The organism is Massilia sp. BHUDP2 (assembly GCF_046236355.1).
Taxonomy (GTDB): Bacteria; Pseudomonadota; Gammaproteobacteria; order Burkholderiales; family Burkholderiaceae_D; genus Telluria; species Telluria varians.
This window is the reverse complement of the sequence record NZ_JBJUVW010000004.1, coordinates 372194-392182: the sequence shown is the minus strand read 5'-3', so window position 1 is coordinate 392182 and position 19989 is coordinate 372194. Positions and strand designations below refer to the sequence as shown.

Below are 19989 nucleotides of genomic sequence, written 5' to 3'. Positions count from 1 at the left end.
GTTGGCGTGACGGCCACCCATGCCGGGCTCTATGCGGACGCTTTCGCCTTGCGGCTGCGGCGGCGCAAGGCCGTCATGCCAGCCAGGCCAAGACCCAGCAGCGCAACACTGCCTGGTTCCGGCACATCGGTGCCGCCGCCTTCGCCTTCCAATGCGATGCCGAAGAAGTTGTCGGCGCTACCTTGCGCATTCAGCAAGGAGGCCGTCAGGCCAATGCGATTGTTGGCACTGAGTACCCCATTAACGCCCGCGATGCCATCACCATCCAGGATGAAGCCAAATCCGGATCTGCCGTTTCCGGTTGGGGTCGACGTATAGGTGACTGGCGCGGCCAGACTGGTCGAGTACAGGAACGCGCCGCTCCCGGAATACACCGACAGGATCAGTGAGTTGATCGTAATGCCATTGGTGTCCGTATTGCCTGGCTCGTTGGGATTGAAAACCAACAGCAGGCTGGCGGCATCGGTAATGCCGAGTTCACCGAACGAATAGGTCGCATTCTTGTTATTACCATCTGAAGAAACATCGCCCGTAGCAAGGTCTTGCGTCCCGGACCAGGCCACGCTTCCTGTCGCGCTCGTGCCATTCGCCTTCGGCTTCAAGGAAAGCATCGAATTGACATTGCCAAATCCCGTGCCGTCCAGATCAACTGTCGTGTTTGGCGGCGGGGCCTGGATAATGCCCGCCTGACTCGACATGCAAATACCGGACAGGGCTGCGGCAATGAATAGTTGTTTTAATATATTCCGTTTCATCATTATTCCTTTCAGTGACAAAACATTCCCATATGAAATCCTGCTCCAGAGGAAGCAAGTGTTGACCTGATAAGTAATTGATTAACCACAACTTTTCAGTATCACATCTGGTTCATGCAGGATTCATACCAGAATTAGTATTTACAGCAAATTCAAATACTTAAAAAGGCGGGGAAGGAATTACGGCCTGAAAGTGTCAAATCCGTCGACAATATTCGTATAAATGCAAATTCTTTGAATAAACAGATAATATTGCCAAGAATTAATTCTATGTTTAAATAGAAGCAACAATTTTACTTGTCAGACAATCGTCTTGTCATTTGCTTAAAGACGTCAAAGGTTTCTTTAAATCAAAAATGCGACGTCTGCATGTTGCCTTGCGGAATTAAATCAACTAATATTTACGAACTGAAAAAGGCAAACCGCGCGAAAGCGCGGGACGCAAAGTCACGGTCTACCGGGCGCAGGCCCCATGACGGCAGGACTGCCAGAGCAAGTACGCTTCCCGGGCTCCGCCGTGCGGTCCGGTGCGGAGGCGTGCGTTCATGCGGCAGTCCTGTTCGGAACACTTAACAGGAAATGCCATGAATTTCATTCACATCCCTTTCGTGCTGCGCACCCTGACCCTCGCCGTGCTCGGCGCCAGCGCCGCCTTTTCCGCCGTAGCCGCGCAACCCGGCGATGAGCTGCTGGTCAAGGGCCGCATGCTGGTCGAAGTCCGCGACGGCGTCACGACCGATTCGCTCGGCAAGATGATCGAAACGCCCGGCCACAAGCGCTACAAGCTCGGCCAGAGCGGCATCTACATCGTCGACCTGCCGGCCAATGCCTCCGAAAAGGCCGTGCTGGCGCGCCTGAAGAACAACCCGCACGTGAAATCGGCCGAGCAGGATCGCCTGGTGCCGAGCACGCTCGCGGTGAACGACCCCTACATCGGCAGCGCCTGGCACGTCGGCAAGATTGGCGCCAACGCTGCCTGGGACATGGCGCAGGGCAGCGGCGTGACGATCGCGATCCTCGATTCGGGCATCGACGCCGCCCATCCGGACCTGGCGCCGAACCTCGTCGGCGGCTACAACGTCTACGATGCGAACACCAACCTGGCCGACGTCTGCGGCCACGGCACCTCGGTCGCGGGCGCCGCCGCGGCGGTCAACAACAATGCCATCGGCGTGGCCGGGATCGCAGGTCGCGCGCGCATCATGCCGGTGCGTGTCGCCTACAAGAAAGCCACCGACGGCGGCTGCTATGCCGCCTACAGCACCGTCGCCAGCGGCCTGATCTACGCTGCCGACAACGGCGCCCGCGTCGCCAACGTCAGCTATGGCGGCGTGACCACCAGCTCGTCGGTGACCAGCGCGGCGAACTACATGAAGTCGAAGGGCGGCCTGGTCTTCGTTTCGTCCGGTAACACCGGTACCGACCAGGGCTATGCTCCCAACAGCGCCATGATCGTGGTCGGCGCCACCGACAGCAACGACAACCGCGCCAGCTGGTCGAGCTACGGCAGCTTCGTGACGCTGACCGCACCCGGCAGCGGCATCTGGACCACCCGCATGGGCAACAGCTACGCCGCCGTCAACGGCACCTCGTATGCGAGCCCGGTGGCCGCCGGCGTGGCCGCACTGATGATGGCCGCCGCGCCGACCGTCTCCAACAGCCGCATCGAAAGCCTGCTCTACTCGACGGCCGTGGACCTGGGCGCCGTCGGCCGCGACAATTACTTCGGCCATGGCCGGGTCAATGCCGCCGCCGCGGTGCAGGCCGCACTGGCCGCCGCCCCGGTCGTGGACAGCAGCGCGCCCAGCGTCGCCATCCAGGCCCCGCTCGGCAGCAGCACGGTCTCCGGCCTGGTGGCCGTCGATGCCGGCGCCAGCGACAATGTCGGCGTGACGCGCGTCGACCTGCAGGTCAACGGCACCACGGTGGCCAGCGACACCAGCGCGCCCTACGGATTCAGCTGGAATTCGGCGGGCGTGCCGAACGGAATGGCCAACCTGGTCGCCGTCGCCTACGACGCCGCCGGCAATGTTGGCCGCTCGGCCAACGTAGCCGTCAACGTCGCCAACGCCACCACGGTGCCAGCCTCGAGCACGGATACCACCGCGCCGGCGGTCAGCATCCTCAATCCGGTGGCCGGCGCGGTCTCGGGCAACGTCAAGGTCAGCGTGAGCGCGAGCGACAACCTGGGCGCCGCGGCGCTGTCCCAGCAACTGCTGGTGAATAATGTCGTGGTGGCGCAGGGCAGCGGCGGCAGCCTGTCGTACACCTGGAACACCCGCAAGCTGGCGGTGGGGACCCACACGCTCAAGGCGGTAGTGCGCGATGCCGCCGGCAATATCGGCAGCGCGAGCGTGAGCGTGACGATCCGCTGAGCGTCGATCGTCGCTTGTCCTTCCAGCGCCCGGTGCATCGACCCGGGCGTTTTTCATTTCGTGGCAAGATGGCCGGATCTTAGACAGACAGGAGTCCGCATGCTGATCGCCCAAGTCACCGACCTGCACCTGCACGCGGACCCCGGCCATCCAAACCTGGCGCGTTTCAACAGGGTGCTGGATCACCTCCTGTCCCTGCAGCCGCAGCCCGGACTGCTGGTCCTGAGCGGCGACCTGGCCGACGACGGCGCGCCCGAGAGCTACCGGCACCTGCAGGGGGCGTTGGCGCGCTGGCCGCATCCGCTGCGTTTCGCGCTGGGCAACCACGACCATCGTGGGCATTTCCGCGCCGTGTTCGGCGAGCGCCACGACGCGGACGGTTTCGTGCAGGGCCGCGCCGAGTTCGGCGGGCTGGAGGTCCTGGTCCTCGACAGCCTCGAGGAGGGCCGCCACGGCGGCGCCTTCTGCGAGGCGCGCGCCGCCTGGCTGCGCCAGGCCGTGCAGGACAGCCGGGGGGCGCCGTTGCTGCTCTTCCTGCACCATCCGCCCGTCGACGTCGGCATCCCCTGGATCGACCCGGGGCCGGGCCAGGACTGGATCGCCCGCCTCGACGCCGCGCTGCAGGGCGCGCAGGTCGCAGGCATCTGCACCGGCCATGTGCACCTGGCGGGCGTGTTTTTCTGGCGCGGACGCCAGGTCGTGACCTGCCCGTCCTCGTCCTCGGACCTGAGCCTGGGCTTCGCGCCCATGGCGGCCGGGCAGCCGGACGGCCGGCCGCTGGTGGAGCAGGGCGAGCCGGCCTTCGCGCTGCACCGCTGGGAAGACGGCGCCCTGGCGACGCTTTTCGGCCGCTGCCCGCAGCGCTTGCTGGCGCGCTGGGATGCGGGTACGCAGCCCATGGTGGCGGCCATGCTGGCCGAAAAAAAGCCGGCCTAGGCGATCCTGTCGCTCTCGATGCGGCCGTCGACCAGGGTGATGGTGCGGTCGCATTGCTCCGACAGGCGCGGATCGTGCGTCACCAGCAGCACCGCGCAACCGAACTCGCGGTTGAAACGGCGGAACAGCTGGAACACTTCGGCGGCGGATTTGCTGTCGAGGTTGCCGGTCGGTTCGTCCGCCAGCAGCAGGGCCGGACGGGTCACCAGGGCGCGCGCCACCGCCACGCGCTGTTGCTGGCCGCCCGACAACTGGTCGGGCTTGCGCGCTTCCATGCCCGCCAGTCCCACCTGCTCCAGCAGGGCGCGGGCGTGATCGGCCTGCGCGCGGGTCGGCTTGCCGCCCACGGCCATCAGCGGCATCAAGACGTTTTCCAGCGCGGTGAAGGCCTGGATCAGGTGGTGGAACTGGAACACGAAGCCGATGCTGCCGCCGCGCAGGGCAGTGCGGCGGGCGTCGTCCATGGCGCTGGTCGGCTCGCCCAGCAGGAACAGCTCGCCCGCCGTGGGCCGGTCGAGCAGGCCGATCAGGTTGAGCAGCGTGCTCTTGCCGGACCCCGAGGCGCCCACCAGGGCGGCGAAGTCGCGCCGCTCCAGGCGCAGGTCGATACCGTGCAGCACCTCGACTTCGGTCGGCTTGCCGACGTTGTAGCTCTTGCGCAGGCCGTCCAGGCGCAGCACTTCCTGGCCGGCGTCGCGCCCGGGATCGCGTTCAGACATGGCGAATCGCCTCCACCGGATCGAGGGCCGCCGCGCGCCGCGCCGGCACCGCCGCCGACACGATCCCGGTCACGGTCGCCAGCGCCGCCGCGCCCGCCAGCAGCGCGGGATCGAGCGGGATGGTGAACAGCTTCGGCCCGAAGGTATTGAACGCGCCCACCAGGGCGTAGCCGGCGGCGCCGCCCAGCAGCGAACCGGCCAGCCCGAGGAGGGCACCCTGCACCAGGAACACGCGCAGCATCTGCCCGCGCGTGATGCCCATCGCGCGCAGGATCCCGATCTCGCGGGTACGCTGGACCACGCTGACCGACAGCACGCTGGCGATGCCGAGGGCCACGCTCAGGGCCACGAAGGTGCTGATCATCCGCGTCGACAGGCTTTGCGAGCGCAGCGCGTTCATCAGCTGCGCATTGGTCTCCATCCAGCTCTCCACTTTCAGGCCGGTCAGGCGGGCGGTGCGCGCGGCGATCTCGCGCGCCGCGAAGATGTCGTCCACGGTCAGGTCGATCACGGTGGCGGCGCCCGGCAGGTCGAGCAGCGACTGGGCCTGCTTCATGTCCAGGTAGACGTAGCGCGCATCCAGCTCGCGCACGCCCAGCTCGAAAATCCCGGCCACGTTCACCACGCTCTCGCGCCCCTGGCCGCCATCGAGCCGCAGCTTGTCGCCGACCCGCATGCCGAGGTCCCTGGCCAGCTGTCTGCCGATCACGGCGTCGCCCGCGCCGATGCGGAAGTCCCCTTCCACGATGTCCTGCTGGATCGGGATGATGCGCTGGTAGCGCGGCGGATCGATGCCCACCAGCGCCACCGACTCCAGCGCATCGCCGCGCCGCGCGAAGGCCGGCCCCGAGATCAGGGGCGAGACCGCCGTGATGCGCGGCAGGGTGTCGAGCACGTCGCGCACTTCCTGCCAGTTGTTGATCGAGCGCAGGCGCTGGGCGCGCTTGCTCTCCAGTACCAGCTGGGTGGTGCCGGCCGCCGGCGGCAGTACCCGGTTGTGCTCTTCGGTGGGCTGGACCTTGATGTGGGCCTGGGTTCCTAGGGTACGGTCGATGATGTTGGCCTGCAGCCCGTTGATCAGGGCGGTCAGGAACACGATCACGGCGACGCCGACGCCGATCCCCACCAGGATCAGGATGCTCTGCGCCCGGCCTTCGCGCAGGAAGCGGGTGGCGATGGTCCACTCGAGCCACATGGGTCAGTCCAGCCTGGCCGGCAGTTCCCTGCGGGTGGCCGAGTCGGCCGGCATGGCGGCCGGCGCCGGCCGTACCCGGTCGCCGGCGCGCAGGGTGGCGGGTGGATCGGCCAGCACCCAGTCGCCGGCGCCCAGGCCGGCCGTGACCTCGGTCTGGACCAGGCCGCGCAGGCCGAGCTGGACGCGGCGCCGCTCGGCCCGGCCGTCCGCCACCACCCAGGTCTCGGCCTGCCGGCCCTGCACCGCAAGCAGGGCGTCGTTCGGGACCACGATGGCGCGCTCGCGCCGGCCGGTTTCCACGTTCACCGAGACGGTCATGTCCTGGCGCAGGAAGGCGGGCGCCGGATCGACCGCGAGGCGCAGGTCCACGGTGCCGCGCTGGGGATCGACGGCCGGGGCGATGAAATCGACCCGGGCCGTGAAGGGCTGCAGCGGATAGGCGTCGGCGACGCAGAGCGCGCCCTGGCCGACGGCCAGCACTTCGAGGTTCTTCTCGTCCACCGGCACCAGGATCTCGGTGGCGCCCGCGCGCGCGATCTCGAACAGGATGCGGCCCGGCTGTACCAGGTCGCCCGGCTCGGCGTTGCGGGTCAGGACGGTGCCGGCGACTTCGGCGCGGATGGTGGTCTTGGCCAGCTGCGCCCTGGCATTGGCGAGCCGCGCGCGCGCCGCCTGTTCGCCCGGATTGCCCGGCACCAGCGCACGCGCGGCCAGGCGTGCCTGCTCGGCCGCGATGCGGGCCACGGTTTCGGCCTGTGCCGCCTGTTCCATGGCCTCGCGCGTGATCATCTGGCGCTGGAACAGGTCGCGCCGGCGCGCCGCTTCGCGGCTGGCCTGGGCCAGCCGCGCCTCGGCTTCGCGCAGGCTGGCCTGGGCCTGCGGCCGGGTCGACTGCTGCAGCTGGGCCAGCTCGGCTTCGGCTTCGCGCACCGCCGCCTCGAGGTCGTCGGCGCGCAGGATCGCCAGCACGTCGCCCGGCCGCACCGCGTCGCCTTCGCGCACGCGCCGCTCCAGCACCACCGCCGTCAGCGGACTGCCGACCTGGGCGCGCGAGACCGCCGCCACCCGGCCGGTGGCCACCACGGTCTGCACCATGGGCCGCTCGCGCAACTGGTAGGCGGCCAGCTCCAGCCCGCGCATGCCGTGGAACAGCCACCAAGCCAGGGCAGCCAGGATCAGGACGGAGGCAATGACGAGCAGTCGACGTCGTTTCACGGCATTCTTTTTGTTGGAATTGATGAGCTTTATTCTAAACGAAGGACCGCGGGACGGCGCAGTAACCCCATTCCATGAGCCGGTATAGACAAGCAATGTCCCTTCGCTGACCCGGTTTTAAGCAAAATTTGAAGCGTGCGTCGCGATTGTGAACCTATATTTAAAGCAGAAACATCATGGTGAACCGCTTGCGCATACAACTTATTCAGGATGTATCACTTAACCGGAGAACTGACATGACACTGCAAGGTTTCCTCAAATATGGCTTGGTGGTTTTTGCTTTCGCGGGCAGCCTGGCCGGATGCGGCAGCAGCGACGACGATGACGATATGGCGCCGGTTCCGATGCAGAAGAACATCGCCGACGTCGCGCGCGAACAGGGCTTCACCGCGCTGCTGGCGGCATCGAGCAAGGCCGGCATCGCCACCACGCTGGCCGACCCGAACGCCCAGCTGACCGTGTTCGCGCCGACCGACCGCGCATTCGGCGACCTGGCCACCCGGCTCGGCTTCGCCAGCGCGACGGCGATGGTCGATGCCCTGCCGGCCAGCGCGCTGCAGAACATCCTGAACTACCACGTGCTGACCAGCCGCAAGGCTTCCGGCGACCTGGCCGCGGGCGGCGCTACCCAGCAGACCGCCTATACCTATGCCGGCGCGCCGAGCCGCCTGAACTTCGACTTCAGCAGCGGCGTGAAGATCACCGACGCCGCCCTCACCAGCGCCACCGTCACCACCCCTAACGTCGGCGCCAGCAACGGCGTGATCCACGTGGTCGACAAGGTGCTGGTGCCGCCCGGCGTGCTGAACATCGTGCAGATGGCCCAGGCCAATCCTGTCTTCAGCTCGCTTGTCAATGCCGTGGTCGCGAGCAACCTGCAGGGCACGCTCGCCGGCGCCGGCCCGTTCACGGTGTTCGCACCGACCGATACCGCCTTCGCGGCCGCGCCGCAAGGCTTGACTGCGGCCCAGCTGCGCACCGTCCTGACCTATCACGTGGTATCGGGCCAGGTGTTGTCGACGCAGATTCCCTTCGGCACGCCGGTCGCCACGGTCGCCGGCCAGAACATCGTGATCTCCGCGGGCACGCCGCCGACCATCCGCGATACCACCGCGGTCGCGGCGCGCATCACCGCGGTCGACGTCAGGGCCAGCAACGGCGTGATCCACGTGGTCGACAAGGTCCTGATCCCCACCCTGTAAGCATTGCATCGGCCGGGCGCCGTGCGCACGGCGTCCCGCCATCCGTGGCAAGATGCCTGATATCGATAAAACGATGAAAGGCATCGATGCGCATCCTGCTGGCCGAAGACGACAGTTCGCTCGGCGACACCATCCAGGCCTGGCTGCGGCTCGACGGGCACGCGGTCGACTGGGTCCGCCGCGGCGACTCGGCCCGCACCGCCCTGGCGACCCACCGCTACGACTGCGTGCTGCTCGACCGCGGGCTGCCCGGCCTCTCGGGCGACGACTTGCTCGCAAACCTGCGCGCGGCCGGCGACACCGTGCCGGTGATCCTGATTACCGCCTTCAATGCGCTGTCCGACCGGGTCGAGGGCCTCGACCTCGGCGCCGACGACTACCTGGTCAAGCCCTTCGAGCTGGAGGAGATGTCGGCGCGCATCCGGGCGGCGGTGCGGCGCGGCGCCAGCCAGGCCAGCAACCTGCTGGCGCACGCCGGCATCGCGCTCGACCTGGAGACCCGCCAGGCCAGCCTGCACGGCCAGCCGGTGGCGCTGACGGCGCGCGAATACCACGTGCTGCTCGCGCTCCTGCAGCGCAGGAACGGCATCGTCACCCGCGCCCAGATCGAGGAAAGCCTGTACGGCTGGGGCGAGGAGGTCGAGAGCAATGCCATCGAGGTCTACATCCACAACCTGCGCAAGAAATTCGGCAGCGACAGCATCGTCACGGTGCGCGGCCTCGGCTACCGGCTGAAGGAACATGCGTAAGCGTTCCGGGCCGTGGTCGCTGCGCCGGCGCCTGCTGGCGGCCATCCTCGCCGCCAGCAGCGTGCTGTGGCTGGCCGGCCTCGGGACCCTCACCGCAATCGCCTGGCAGGAAACCGGCGAGGTGTTCGACGATGCGCTCGAAGAATCGGCCTATATGCTGATGGCGGCCACCACCGACCTCGATGCGCGCGGCCTGCTGGCTCCATTGCCGCCGATGGAGGGGGACGGGGTGCGCCGGGTCGACATGCAGTACCAGGTGGTGGCCGGCGGCCGGGTCGTGCAGCGCAGCGCCGGCGCCCCGGCGCATCCCTTCGTGGGCGGCTTCGACGACGAGCATGGCTTTGCCGACCTGCGGGTCGACGGCGACGACTGGCGCGTGTTCGTGGTGCGCGACGGGGTGCGGCGCTTCGAGGTGCAGGTCGGCCAGCGCGCCGACAAGCGCTTCGAGATCCTGGAAGACCTGGCCGAGGCCCTGTGGCTGCCGGCGCTCGGCATCCTCCTGCTCCTGGGGCTGGTGTGCTGGTGGCTGACCGGGCGTGTGCTGGCGCCGCTGCGCCGCACCGCGGCCAGCATCGCCGCCAAGACCCCGGGCGACCTGGCGCGGGTGGCGCTCGATGGCCAGCCGCGCGAACTGCTGCCGATCGTCGGCGCCCTGAACGAGGTGCTGGGCCGCCTCGACCAGGCCTTGCAGGCCGAGCGCCGCTTCACGGCCGATGCGGCCCACGAACTGCGCACGCCGCTGGCGGGCCTGCACATGCACGTACAGCTGCTGCAGCGCCAGCATCCCGCCCTGGCGGAGTCCTTCCACAAGCTGCGCCATGACATCGGGCGCCTGACCGCGCTGGTCGACAGCCTGCTGGCGCTGGCGCGCCTGGACCCGCTGGCGCGCACCCAGCTGGTGAGCCAGGCGGTGGCGCTGCCGCCCCTGTTCGCGGCGCTGCGCGCCGACTATGCGCCGGAGGCGGCGCGGCGCGGCATCGACCTCGCCTTGCACAGCGCGATCGATCAGGTCGAGGGCGACCCGCAGATGCTGGAGATCGTGCTGCGCAACCTGGTCGGCAATGCGCTGCGCTATTGCCCGGCCGGCAGCCGGGTCGAGGTCGAGGCCCTGCGCCATGCGGGCCGCGACCGGATCGCCGTGCGCGACGACGGCCCCGGGGTCGACGCCGCCAGCAGGGCGCGCCTGACCGAACGCTTCTTCCGGGTGCTGGGGCAGGAGGAGGGCGGCAGCGGGCTTGGCCTGTCGATCGTCCAGCGCATCGCCGACCTGCATGGCGTCAAGCTCGCCTTCGGGCCGGGCCTGGGCGGGCGCGGGCTGGGCGTGACGCTCGACTGGCCTGCGACGCAATCTTAAGATCGGTTTAATGTCCGGCCGGTGTAATGCGCCTGTGTCCCATCATTCACACCAGGAGCCAACATGAAACGCATTGTCCAGATTTCCGCTGTCACGACCCTGCTGGCCGCATCGGCCTTCGCCATCGGCCAGCCGGCCGGCTATACCGGGCCGTCCACCAAGCCGGCCGCGACTTCCGGCTACACGGGGCCGTCGAGCGTTCCCTTGACGACCGCCAAGGAACTGCTCGACAAGGGCAAGGACGACCAGCACGCGCGCCTGCAGGGCAAGCTGCTCAGCCACAAGGGCGGGGACGATTACGAATTCGCCGACCAGAGCGGCAAGATCACCGTCGAGATCGAACCCGAGCACTTTCCGGCGGGCGTGAGCATCGACCAGAACACCGTGGTCGAGCTGACCGGCGAATTCGACAAGGAGACCTTCGGCGACTCCAGTTTCGAAGTCAAGCAGATCAAGGTCGTGGGCAAATAAGCTTACTTGCGCTTGCGCCCGCTGCTGGCGAACACCTCGATCTTCTTGGTCGGGCCGGAGACGATCAGGAGGTCGTTCGGCAGGATGCGGGTTTCCGGCTGCGCATGCTGGAAGTCCTCGTTGGCGCGCTTGACGCCGACCACCGTGACGCCGTGGCGCGAGCGCACCTGCGACTCGGCCAGGGTCTGGTGGTGGGTGTCGAGCGGCGCATGGATCTTGGCGATGGCGAAGCCGTCCTCGAACTCGATGAAGTCCATCATGCGCCCGGTGATCAGGTGCGCCACGCGCGCGCCCATGTCCGCTTCCGGGAAGATCACGTGGTGGGCGCCGATGCGCTGGGCGATCTGGCCGTGCTCCGGCGTCTGGGCCTTGACCCAGATGTCCTTGATGCCGAGCTCGGTCAACACCATCAGCGTCATCAGGCTGGCGGACAGGTTCGAGCCGATCGCCACGATGGCATGGGAAAAGTCGGCCACCCCCAGCTGGAGCATGATGCTCTCGTTGGTGGAATCGGCCTGCACCGCGTGGGTGAGGCGGTCGCCCCAGAACTGGACCAGGTCTTCACGGTTGTCGATGCCCATCACGTCGTGACCCAGGCGCATCAGGGACTGGGCGACGGCGCCGCCGAAGCGCCCTAGGCCGATGACGACGACGCTGTCGCTCGCCGAAAAGGCGAACTGTTCTGTAAAAATCCTACCCAACAATTGGATGTTCCTCCGGATAACGATAAGGCATGCGCCGTTCGCCCAGGACGAGCGAGGTGGCGAGCGTGATGGTGCCGACCCGGCCGATGAACATCAGCACGGCCAGCAGCAGCTGGCCGCTGGGCGGCAGTTGGTGGGTGATGCCGGTCGACAGTCCCGCGCTGCCGAAGGCGGCGATTACCTCGAAGATGATCTGGTCGGTCGGGAAGTGGGTGATGCGCAGCAGGATCACCGTGCCCACCGCGACGATGATGGAGCCCAGGACCAGCACCGTGATGGCCTGGCGCTGGGCCGAGGCGCCGACGCGGCGCCCGAAGGCTTCGGTATCGGTATGTCCTTTTGCTTCGGCGATCACCAGGAGGGCCAGGATGGCGATGGTGCCGACCTTGACGCCGCCCGCGGTGCCGCCGCTGCCGCCGCCGATGAACATCAGGAAGTAGTGCACAGCCCAGGTTTCCGGGGTGAGGGCGCCGATGTCCACCGTATTGAAACCGGCGGTGCGCGCCGCGACCGACATGAACATGCTGTTCGATAGTTTATCGAACAGGGAAAATGGCCCGATGGTCCGCACATTGTTCCATTCCAATATCACGATCGCCAGGAAGCCGCCCAGCACCAGGATGAGTGAGCCGGTCAGCGTCAGCTTGGTGTGCAGCGACCAGTGGCGCGGGTCGCGCCAGCGGTGGCGCAGGTCGTGCAACACGGGGAAGCCGATGCCGCCGATGACGATGGCGATCATGATCGGTCCCAGCACCAGGGCGTCGCCGGCGTAACGCACCAGGCTGTCCGCATGGGTCGAGAAACCGGCATTGTTGAAGGCCGAGGCGGCATGGAACAGTCCGCTCCAGGCGGCATCGCCCCAATCCAGGCCATGGCCGAGGTGCAGCCTGAGCGTGAGGACCGCGAACAGCAGCAGCTGGCAGATCAGGGCGACCCTGAGCACGACCTTCGCCACGCTCGTGATGTCGCCCAGCCCGAGCAGGCGCGTCTCGGTCTGCGTCATCATGCGGGTGCGCAGCCTGGGCGAACGGTTGACCATCAGGCCGAGCAGGGTGGCGGCGGTCATCAGGCCGAAGCCGCCGAGCTGGAACAGGAACATGATCACGGCCTGCCCGAAGCCGGACCAGTAGCTGCCCGTGTCGACGATGGCCATGCCGGTCACGCATACCGCCGAGACCGAGGTGAACAGGGCGACCAGGGGCGGCGCCGGCAGGCCGTCGGCGCGCGCCGCCGGCAGCATGAGCAGCAGCGTGCCGACCACGATGGCCAGCAGGAAGCCCAGGGCGACGGCCCGTGCGGGATGGATAAGTGTTTTCATGCGCGCATCCGTGTCGATGCGCGCGGCAGGGCGCTAAGGGTTCGAAAGTCCATGGTGTCGTGAGGCCTGGCCGCTTGTCGCGGCACTCGTTGCCTTGAATCACCCGAACCCTAACACATGGAGCGGGGGCGACGCCGCAAAACTGCGGCCATGCCGCTATCGGCGGCGCCGTGCGCGCCAGGTCAGCCCGGCCAGGCCGGCCGCCAGCATCGCCCAGGTCGATGGTTCCGGCGCCTGCGACATCATGGTCAGCCGGGTGTCGCTGGTCCAGTACAGGTGGCGCTCCTGGGTCATGTTTGGATTGAATTCGTAGTCGTAGTGCTGGTCGCCGGTGGTGATCAGGCGCCCGCCGCCGACCCAGCCTTCGGGATCCTGGCCGTAGCTGCCGACGCTGAAATGCAGATCGGCATCCTGGGAAAAGGAAAAACTGGTGGCGCCGCACTGGTAGAACGGGTTGCTGGTGGCGGCGCAGGCGATGTAGTCGAGTTCGCCGACGACCAGGGCCAGCAGCTCGTCTTTTTCCAGCAGGCCATTGCTGTTCAGATCATGGCCCTTGAACGAGCCGGAGATGACTTCCTCGGGCAGGAAGCTGTCCGACACGCTGTCGTAGAAACCGTTGAAGGAAAAGCCCCAGGAAATGGTGTCGCCGGGGGCCGCATGGGCGGCGGTGCAGCACAGGAGCAGGGCGCCGGTGGAAAGTAACTTCTTCATTTGAAACCTCAAGCAAAAACAGGGGGCGCCGATCGACAACGCCACGTGGCCAGCGTACTCCTGTTCGCCAAATACTGTCGCGTTAAATTGTGGATATTTCTACATTGTGTCGTAACTTCGCGACAATAAGTAACATTGCCATTGGGAATGCTCGAGGTCGACTCTCAGGCGCCGCCGGCGTAGCCGTTCTGACGCCAGGCCTCGTAAACCACGACTGCCACCGTGTTGGACAGGTTGAGGCTGCGGTTGTCCGGCATCATCGGCAGGCGGATGCGCTGGCTTGGGGCGAAGGTTTCGCGCAGGGCCGGGTCGAGGCCGCGCGATTCGGCGCCGAACACGAACACGTCACCCGGCCGGAAACCGGCGTCGGCGAAAGGCGAGGAGCCGTGGGTGGTCAGCGCGAACATACGCGAAGGATCCGGTTTCACGTCAAGCAGGAAGGCGTCCCAGTTCTTGTGCACCTTCATGGTGGCGTAGTCGTGGTAGTCCAGGCCGGCACGGCGCATCTTGGCATCGTCGAGCGGGAAGCCGAGCGGCTCGATCAGGTGCAGCTGGACACCGGTGTTGGCGCACAGGCGAATGACGTTGCCGGTATTCGGCGGGATTTCCGGTTCGACCAGGACGACGTGGAACAACATGTTCTCCTTCAATTTCTATGGGTGGGCGGCGTACGCGCGAACACCAGGTTGGTGACGCGTGCCGCGCCGGCGCGCTTGAGCACGCCGGCCAGTTCATCGAGTGTGTGGCCGCTGGTCATGACGTCGTCGACCACGCCGACGTGCACGCATTCCAGGGCCGGATGGCCTTCGGCCAGGACGAAGGCGCCGCGCACGTTGCGGCGGCGCTCGCCCGGCGCCACGCCTGACTGCGCGGCCGTTTCCACCTGCCGTTCGAGCAGTCGCGGCGCCAGCGGAACGCCGAGCGCGCTGGACAGCGGCCGGGCCAGCTCGAGCGCCTGGTTATAGCCGCGCTCGACCAGGCGGCGCGGCCCGAGCGGCACCGGGCACAGCAGCTCCGGCAAGTCTGCGCCGCGCGCCCGAACGGCCTCGCGCAAGCGGCCCGCCATCCACGGCGCCAGCGCCAGCCGGCTGGCGAATTTCAGCTGCAGCACCAGCCGGTCGACCGGCGCGCCATAGTCGCAGGCCGCCACGGTGGCGTCGAAAGCCGGCGCATCGGCCAGGCAGGCGCCGCAGCGGCGGGCGCCGTCGGCGGTGCCGACCGGGTTCGCGCAGCAGGGGCAGCGCGTGTGCAGGTCCCGCGCATGCGCCTGCGTGCAGGCCGGGCAGACCGCTTGCTCTCCCAGGCTGCCGCACAGCACGCAGCTGGACGGCAACAGCGCATGAAGAACACGCGGCAGCAGGGAGTGGAAAAGCAGGGGCATCTACTCGAATCCACAGGAGCATGTACACTCCGCCATTATCTCACCAAGTTATCGCACTGAGCGCTTCACCACCATGGCTTCACCGCAACCTTCCCGCATGAGCGCGCCGATCGACCTCGAGCGCGTCCGTACCCTGTTCGCCCAGCCCGGCCGCATCCAGGCTTCCGATTTCCTGCGCCGCGAGATCGCCCAGCGCATGCACGAGCGCCTGCAGCTCGTGAAGATCGCGCCGAAGCAGGTGCTCGATGCCGGCTGCGGCACGGGCGCCGACCTGGCGCTGCTGCAGAAGACCTATCCGGCCGCCCAGATCCTCGGCATCGACGCCGCCCCCGCCATGGCCACGGCCGCGAAAGCGCCGGCGCCGGCCACCCGCTCGCTGAACCAGATGCTCAGCCGTTTGCTGCCGGCCAAGGCCGGCGTGGACATCGTGTGCGGCGACTTCGGCAAGCTGCCTTTCGGGACGAACTCGCTCGACTTGTTGTGGTCGAACCTGGCGCTGCACTGGCATCCGCAGCCGGACCGCGTGTTCGCGGAATGGCGGCGGGTCTTGCGGGTGGACGGCCTCCTGATGTTCTCGAACTTCGGCCCGGACACCTTCTCCGAGCTGCGCAGCGCCTTTGCCGCCATGGATGAAACGCCGCACACGCTGCCTTTCGTCGACATGCACGACTTCGGCGACCAATTGGTGGAGGCGGGGTTTTCCACCCCGGTCATGGACATGGAGCGCATCACCGTCACCTACGACACTGCAGAGAGCCTGCTGCGCGACGTGCGCGCCTTCGGCGGCAACCCGCTCGATACGCGCCGGCGCGGCCTGGTCGGGCGCGCGGCGTGGCGGCGCATGCTCGATGCCTTCGAGGCCCAGCGCCGCCCCGACGGCAAGCTCGGCCTCAGCTTCGAGGTCATCTATGGCCACGCCTTCCGTCCGGCCCCGCGCACCACCGCGGCAGGGGAGGCGATCGTGCGTTTCCAGCCACGCAAGTCTCAATAACTGCCGGCAACAACGACGCCCGATTTTCCTTGAATAAAAATTACTGATTTGATTATAATCAGTAGCTATTTTTGTCGTCTGGACGAGGAAAACGCTGAAAAAAGCAGCAATCCAGGCGCGAAAATAGAAATACAACGAGAAATGAATTGCAGCATCAGCAGAGCCGCTGATGGCGGGTAGCACAAAGCGACCGGCCCCCAGCGTGTAGGTTCCCACCGATTCCGCAGCGCAATTTCGCGGTACTGGTATAACCGTTCTGCGAATTACGTTTCGGAGCGGCGCCAGTTCGTTCATGGAGCTGTCGACCGTTAAAAAATATTTTTATTTTGGGTGGTTGGGGACAACATGACATACGCATCGCGACTTGGGGCCTGGATGTTCGGCCTCGCAGCAACGGCCGGCATCCCAGCATGGGCGGCTCCGGAAATCACGGGCCGGCCGGTGGAACACCAGTTGAACATGCAGCCCCCCGTGACCGGCGTTGGCGCCGATATCTACGACCTGCACAACTGGATGATGATCGTCTGCCTGGTGATCTTCGTCGGCGTGTTCGGTGTCATGTTCTATTCGGTGTTCAAGCACCGCAAGTCGCTCGGCCACAAGCCCGCCACCTTCCACGAATCGACCGCCGTCGAGATCGCCTGGACCATCGTTCCCTTCCTGATCGTCATCGGCATGGCCCTGCCGGCCACCAAGACCGTGGTCGCCCTGAAGGACACCTCGAACGCCGACATCACCATCAAGGCCACCGGCATGCAGTGGAAATGGGGCTATGACTACCTGAACGGCGAAGGCGAGGGCATTTCCTTCCTGTCCAACCTGGCCACCCCGCGCGCCCAGATCGGCCTGCCGGGCCAGGCTGCCACCGAGAAAAAGGGCGAGAACTACCTGCTCGAAGTGGACAACGAGATGGTCGTCCCGGTCGGCAAGAAAATCCGCATGGTGTTCACCGCCAACGACGTGATCCATGCCTGGACCATCCCGGCCTTCGCCATCAAGCAGGACGCGATTCCGGGCTTCGTGCGCGACGGCTGGTTCAAGGCCGACAAGATCGGCGTCTACCGCGGCAATTGCGTCGAACTGTGCGGCAAGGACCATGCCTTCATGCCGATCGTGGTGCGCGTGGTGTCCGCCGAGGACTACACCGCCTGGGTCGCCGGCGAGAAGAAGCGCATGGCCGCCCTGGCCGACGACCCGAACAAGGTCTGGACCATCGACGAACTGAAGACCCGCGGCGAGCAGGTCTACGCCGCCAACTGCGTGGCCTGCCACCAGGCCAACGGCAAGGGCGTGCCGAACGCCTTTGCCCCGCTGGACGGCTCGCCGAACGTGCTGGGCGCCAAGGCGCACCAGATCGACATCCTGCTCAACGGCCAGGACACCCCGGCCTATCCGTCGGCGATGCCGGCCTGGAAGCAGCTGTCGGACACCGAGATCGCCGCCGTGATCACCTATACCCGCAACACCTGGTCGAACAAGGCTGCGGAAAACATCGTGCAACCGGCGGAAGTGCTGGCTGCCCGCAGCAAATAACGTAGCACTGTGTTAGCTATCTAAGCTTCAGGGAATCGACATGACTACCAGCACCATCGATCACGCACACGACCACGGCCACGACCACGCGCACGACCACCCACACGGCTGGCGCCGCTGGCTGTTCGCCACCAACCACAAGGACATCGGTACCCTGTACCTGTGGTTCTCCTTCATCATGCTGCTCTCGGGCGGCGTGCTGGCGCTGATGATCCGCACCGAACTGTTCGAGCCGGGCCTGCAGTTCTTCCGCCCCGAGTTCTTCAACCAGCTGACCACCATGCACGGCCTGGTGATGGTGTTCGGCGCGATCATGCCGGCCTTCGTGGGCTTCGCCAACTGGATGCTGCCGCTGCAGGTGGGCGCCTCGGACATGGCCTTCGCCCGCATGAACAACTTCTCGTTCTGGCTGCTGCCGCCGGCGGCAATCCTGCTGGCCGGCTCCTTCCTGTCGCCGGGCGGCGCCACCGCGGCCGGCTGGACCCTGTACGCACCGCTGTCGACCCAGATGGGCCCGGGCATGGACATGGCGATCTTCGCCATGCACATCATGGGCGCCTCGTCGATCATGGGCTCGATCAACATCATCGTCACCATCCTGAACATGCGCGCGCCGGGCATGACCCTGATGAAGATGCCGATGTTCTGCTGGACCTGGCTGATCACCGCCTACCTGCTCATCGCCGTGATGCCGGTGCTGGCAGGCGCCATCACCATGACCCTGACCGACCGCCACTTCGGCACCTCGTTCTTCAACGCGGCCGGCGGCGGCGACCCGGTGATGTACCAGCACATCTTCTGGTTCTTCGGCCACCCGGAGGTCTACATCATGATCCTGCCGGCCTTCGGCATCGTCTCGCAGATCATCCCGGCCTTCGCACGCAAACCCCTGTTCGGCTACGCCTCGATGGTCTACGCGACCGCCTCGATCGCGATCCTGTCCTTCATCGTGTGGGCGCACCACATGTTCACCACCGGCATGCCGGTGACCTCGCAGCTGTTCTTCATGTACGCCACCATGCTGATCGCGGTGCCGACCGGCGTGAAGGTGTTCAACTGGGTCGCCACCATGTGGAAGGGCTCGATGACCTTCGAAACCCCGATGCTGTTCGCGGTGGGCTTCATCTTCGTGTTCACCATGGGCGGCTTCACCGGCCTGATCCTGGCGGTGACCCCGATCGACATCCAGGTGCACGACACCTATTACGTGGTGGCGCACTTCCACTACGTGCTGGTGGCAGGCTCGCTGTTCGCCCTGTTCGCCGGCTTCTACTACTGGGCGCCGAAGTGGACCGGCCACATGTATCCGGAATTCCGCGGCAAGGTGCACTTCTGGCTTTCCTTGATTACGTTCAACGTCACCTTCTTCCCGATGCACTTCCTGGGCCTGGCCGGCATGCCGCGCCGCTATGCGGACTACGCCACCCAGTTCACCGACTTCAACATGATCGTGTCGATCGGCGCCTTCGGCTTCGGCCTGTCGCAGGTCTACTTCCTGTTCGCGGTCGTGCTGCCGACCATCCGCGGCGGCGCCAAGGCCCCGGCCAAGCCGTGGGAAGGCGCGGAAGGCCTGGAGTGGACCGTGCCGAGCCCGGCGCCGTTCCACACCTTCGAAACCCCGCCGCTGGTGAAGTGATCATGGTCCAGGAACCACGCAAGCCCAGCAACCTGCGTACCGCCCTGATCCTGGGCGGGATCGCCTTGTTCTTCTTCGCCAGCGTGTTCGTCAAGTTCACCTGGCTGAGCTGAAGGTAGCGTCGAGATGAGCGCGAGCAAACGGCTGCTGCAACTGAACCGCACCACCTTGATGAAGTTGGTGGTGGTGGCGGTGGTGATGTTCGGCTTCGGTTACGCGCTGGTGCCGGTGTACCGCCAGATCTGCGAGGTACTCGGCATCAACGTGCTGACCCAGGGCGAGTTCGTGGAAGCGCCCAAGAATACCCAGATCGACAAGAGCCGCAAGATCGTCGTCGAGCTGGATGGCAATGCGCAGGGACCGTGGCGCTTCCGCCCGGTCCAGCGCAGCATCGAAGTGCATCCCGGCGAGCTGACCACCGTCACCTACGAGGTGGTCAACACGCAGGCGAGGGCGGTCAAGGCGCAGGCGATCCCGAGCTACGCACCCCAGGTCGTCGCGCCGCACTTCAAGAAAGTGGAATGCTTCTGCTTCCAGGAGCAGACGCTTGCCGCCAACGAAGCGCGCCAGATGCCGGTGGTCTTCTTCATCGATCCGGCGCTGCCGCGCGAGGTGAAGAACATCACCCTGTCGTATACCTTCTTCGAGATCGGCGGCGCGGTGCAGACGGCGTCGGCGAAAGCGGCGACAGCGACAGTCAAGTAAGGGCAGTAGACAAGACTTAGCGACACAAAAGAATCACCC

At 66.2% G+C, this 19989-nt stretch carries 20 protein-coding genes and 1 riboswitch; of the genes, 11 read left to right on the top strand and 9 right to left on the bottom strand.

What is annotated here, in order from left to right:
• Positions 1-29: 29 nt before the first annotated feature.
• Positions 30-758, bottom strand: coding sequence for a PEP-CTERM sorting domain-containing protein (locus ACK6C6_RS23325; RefSeq protein ID WP_409269537.1), 729 nt, complete (start codon positions 756-758; stop codon positions 30-32).
• Between the two features lie 403 nt (positions 759-1161).
• Positions 1162-1247: riboswitch (cyclic di-GMP riboswitch) on the top strand.
• A 92-nt stretch (positions 1248-1339) separates the two neighbouring features.
• Here ACK6C6_RS23325 and ACK6C6_RS23320 point away from each other — a divergent pair.
• Positions 1340-3130, top strand: a complete 1791-nt coding sequence (locus tag ACK6C6_RS23320; protein WP_409269536.1) for a S8 family serine peptidase — start codon at positions 1340-1342, stop codon at positions 3128-3130.
• A 99-nt stretch (positions 3131-3229) separates the two neighbouring features.
• Positions 3230-4066 carry a metallophosphoesterase gene (locus tag ACK6C6_RS23315; RefSeq protein ID WP_409269535.1) on the top strand — a complete coding sequence of 279 codons (837 nt, stop codon included), beginning with the start codon at positions 3230-3232 and terminating at the stop codon, positions 4064-4066.
• Here the strand turns inward: ACK6C6_RS23315 and ACK6C6_RS23310 are convergent.
• Genes ACK6C6_RS23310 through ACK6C6_RS23300 form a run of 3 tightly spaced genes read right to left on the bottom strand, consistent with a single transcriptional unit; the run spans position 4063 to position 7195 of the window.
• A complete protein-coding gene (locus tag ACK6C6_RS23310; RefSeq protein ID WP_209587834.1) occupies positions 4063-4785 on the bottom strand; it encodes an ABC transporter ATP-binding protein in 723 nt (240 codons plus the stop codon). The two genes, ACK6C6_RS23315 and ACK6C6_RS23310, sit on opposite strands and share 4 nt — an antisense overlap.
• The gene (locus ACK6C6_RS23305) at positions 4778-5980 is read right to left on the bottom strand and encodes an ABC transporter permease (RefSeq protein ID WP_409269534.1); all 1203 of its coding nucleotides are present in this window, start codon (positions 5978-5980) and stop codon (positions 4778-4780) included. The genes ACK6C6_RS23310 and ACK6C6_RS23305 overlap by 8 nt, the downstream gene beginning before the upstream one ends.
• Before the next feature lie 3 nt (positions 5981-5983).
• Positions 5984-7195, bottom strand: coding sequence for an efflux RND transporter periplasmic adaptor subunit (locus ACK6C6_RS23300; protein WP_409269532.1), 1212 nt, complete (start codon positions 7193-7195; stop codon positions 5984-5986).
• A 236-nt stretch (positions 7196-7431) separates the two neighbouring features.
• On the opposite strand from ACK6C6_RS23300, the gene ACK6C6_RS23295 reads away from it, so the two are divergent.
• The 4 genes from ACK6C6_RS23295 to ACK6C6_RS23280 all read left to right on the top strand — a co-directional run bounded on the left by ACK6C6_RS23295 (position 7432) and on the right by ACK6C6_RS23280 (position 10971).
• Positions 7432-8397, top strand: a complete 966-nt coding sequence (locus ACK6C6_RS23295) for a fasciclin domain-containing protein (protein WP_209587837.1) — start codon at positions 7432-7434, stop codon at positions 8395-8397.
• A gap of 86 nt (positions 8398-8483) precedes the next feature.
• Positions 8484-9146 carry a response regulator transcription factor gene (locus tag ACK6C6_RS23290; RefSeq protein WP_409269530.1) on the top strand — a complete coding sequence of 221 codons (663 nt, stop codon included), beginning with the start codon at positions 8484-8486 and terminating at the stop codon, positions 9144-9146.
• A complete protein-coding gene (locus ACK6C6_RS23285; protein ID WP_409269528.1) occupies positions 9139-10500 on the top strand; it encodes an ATP-binding protein in 1362 nt (453 codons plus the stop codon). The genes ACK6C6_RS23290 and ACK6C6_RS23285 overlap by 8 nt, the downstream gene beginning before the upstream one ends.
• 63 nt (positions 10501-10563) lie before the next feature.
• Positions 10564-10971, top strand: coding sequence for a YgiW/YdeI family stress tolerance OB fold protein (locus ACK6C6_RS23280; RefSeq protein ID WP_409269526.1), 408 nt, complete (start codon positions 10564-10566; stop codon positions 10969-10971).
• Positions 10972-10973: 2 nt separating this feature from the next.
• Here the strand turns inward: ACK6C6_RS23280 and ACK6C6_RS23275 are convergent, their stop codons facing one another.
• The 5 genes from ACK6C6_RS23275 to ACK6C6_RS23255 form a co-directional block, all read right to left on the bottom strand.
• Positions 10974-11675: a potassium channel family protein gene (locus ACK6C6_RS23275; protein WP_409269524.1), complete on the bottom strand. Its 702-nt coding sequence runs from the start codon at positions 11673-11675 to the stop codon at positions 10974-10976.
• On the bottom strand, positions 11665-12993 hold the full coding sequence (locus ACK6C6_RS23270) for a potassium transporter TrkG (RefSeq protein ID WP_209587840.1): 1329 nt from the start codon (positions 12991-12993) through the stop codon (positions 11665-11667). The genes ACK6C6_RS23275 and ACK6C6_RS23270 overlap by 11 nt, the downstream gene beginning before the upstream one ends.
• Before the next feature lie 156 nt (positions 12994-13149).
• Complete coding sequence (locus tag ACK6C6_RS23265; protein WP_409269521.1) at positions 13150-13704, bottom strand: PEP-CTERM sorting domain-containing protein; 555 nt, start codon at positions 13702-13704, stop codon at positions 13150-13152.
• 164 nt (positions 13705-13868) lie between these two features.
• Positions 13869-14339, bottom strand: coding sequence for a tRNA (uridine(34)/cytosine(34)/5-carboxymethylaminomethyluridine(34)-2'-O)-methyltransferase TrmL (trmL, locus tag ACK6C6_RS23260; RefSeq protein ID WP_209588284.1), 471 nt, complete (start codon positions 14337-14339; stop codon positions 13869-13871).
• An 11-nt stretch (positions 14340-14350) separates the two neighbouring features.
• A complete protein-coding gene (locus ACK6C6_RS23255) occupies positions 14351-15085 on the bottom strand; it encodes a double zinc ribbon domain-containing protein (protein ID WP_409269519.1) in 735 nt (244 codons plus the stop codon).
• A 97-nt stretch (positions 15086-15182) separates the two neighbouring features.
• Here ACK6C6_RS23255 and ACK6C6_RS23250 point away from each other — a divergent pair, with 97 nt between their 5' ends.
• The 5 genes from ACK6C6_RS23250 (at position 15183) to ACK6C6_RS23230 (ending at position 19950) form a co-directional block, all read left to right on the top strand.
• Positions 15183-16076, top strand: a complete 894-nt coding sequence (locus ACK6C6_RS23250; protein ID WP_209587843.1) for a methyltransferase domain-containing protein — start codon at positions 15183-15185, stop codon at positions 16074-16076.
• Positions 16077-16421: 345 nt separating this feature from the next.
• Positions 16422-17609, top strand: a complete 1188-nt coding sequence (gene coxB / locus ACK6C6_RS23245; protein WP_081925914.1) for a cytochrome c oxidase subunit II — start codon at positions 16422-16424, stop codon at positions 17607-17609.
• A 40-nt stretch (positions 17610-17649) separates the two neighbouring features.
• Positions 17650-19245, top strand: a complete 1596-nt coding sequence (gene ctaD / locus ACK6C6_RS23240; protein WP_209587844.1) for a cytochrome c oxidase subunit I — start codon at positions 17650-17652, stop codon at positions 19243-19245.
• 2 nt (positions 19246-19247) lie between these two features.
• Entirely contained in the window at positions 19248-19358 is a 111-nt protein-coding gene (locus ACK6C6_RS23235) for a cytochrome oxidase small assembly protein (RefSeq protein WP_209587845.1), read from the top strand.
• A gap of 13 nt (positions 19359-19371) precedes the next feature.
• Complete coding sequence (locus ACK6C6_RS23230) at positions 19372-19950, top strand: cytochrome c oxidase assembly protein (protein ID WP_209587846.1); 579 nt, start codon at positions 19372-19374, stop codon at positions 19948-19950.
• The last annotated feature ends 39 nt before the right edge of the window (positions 19951-19989 follow it).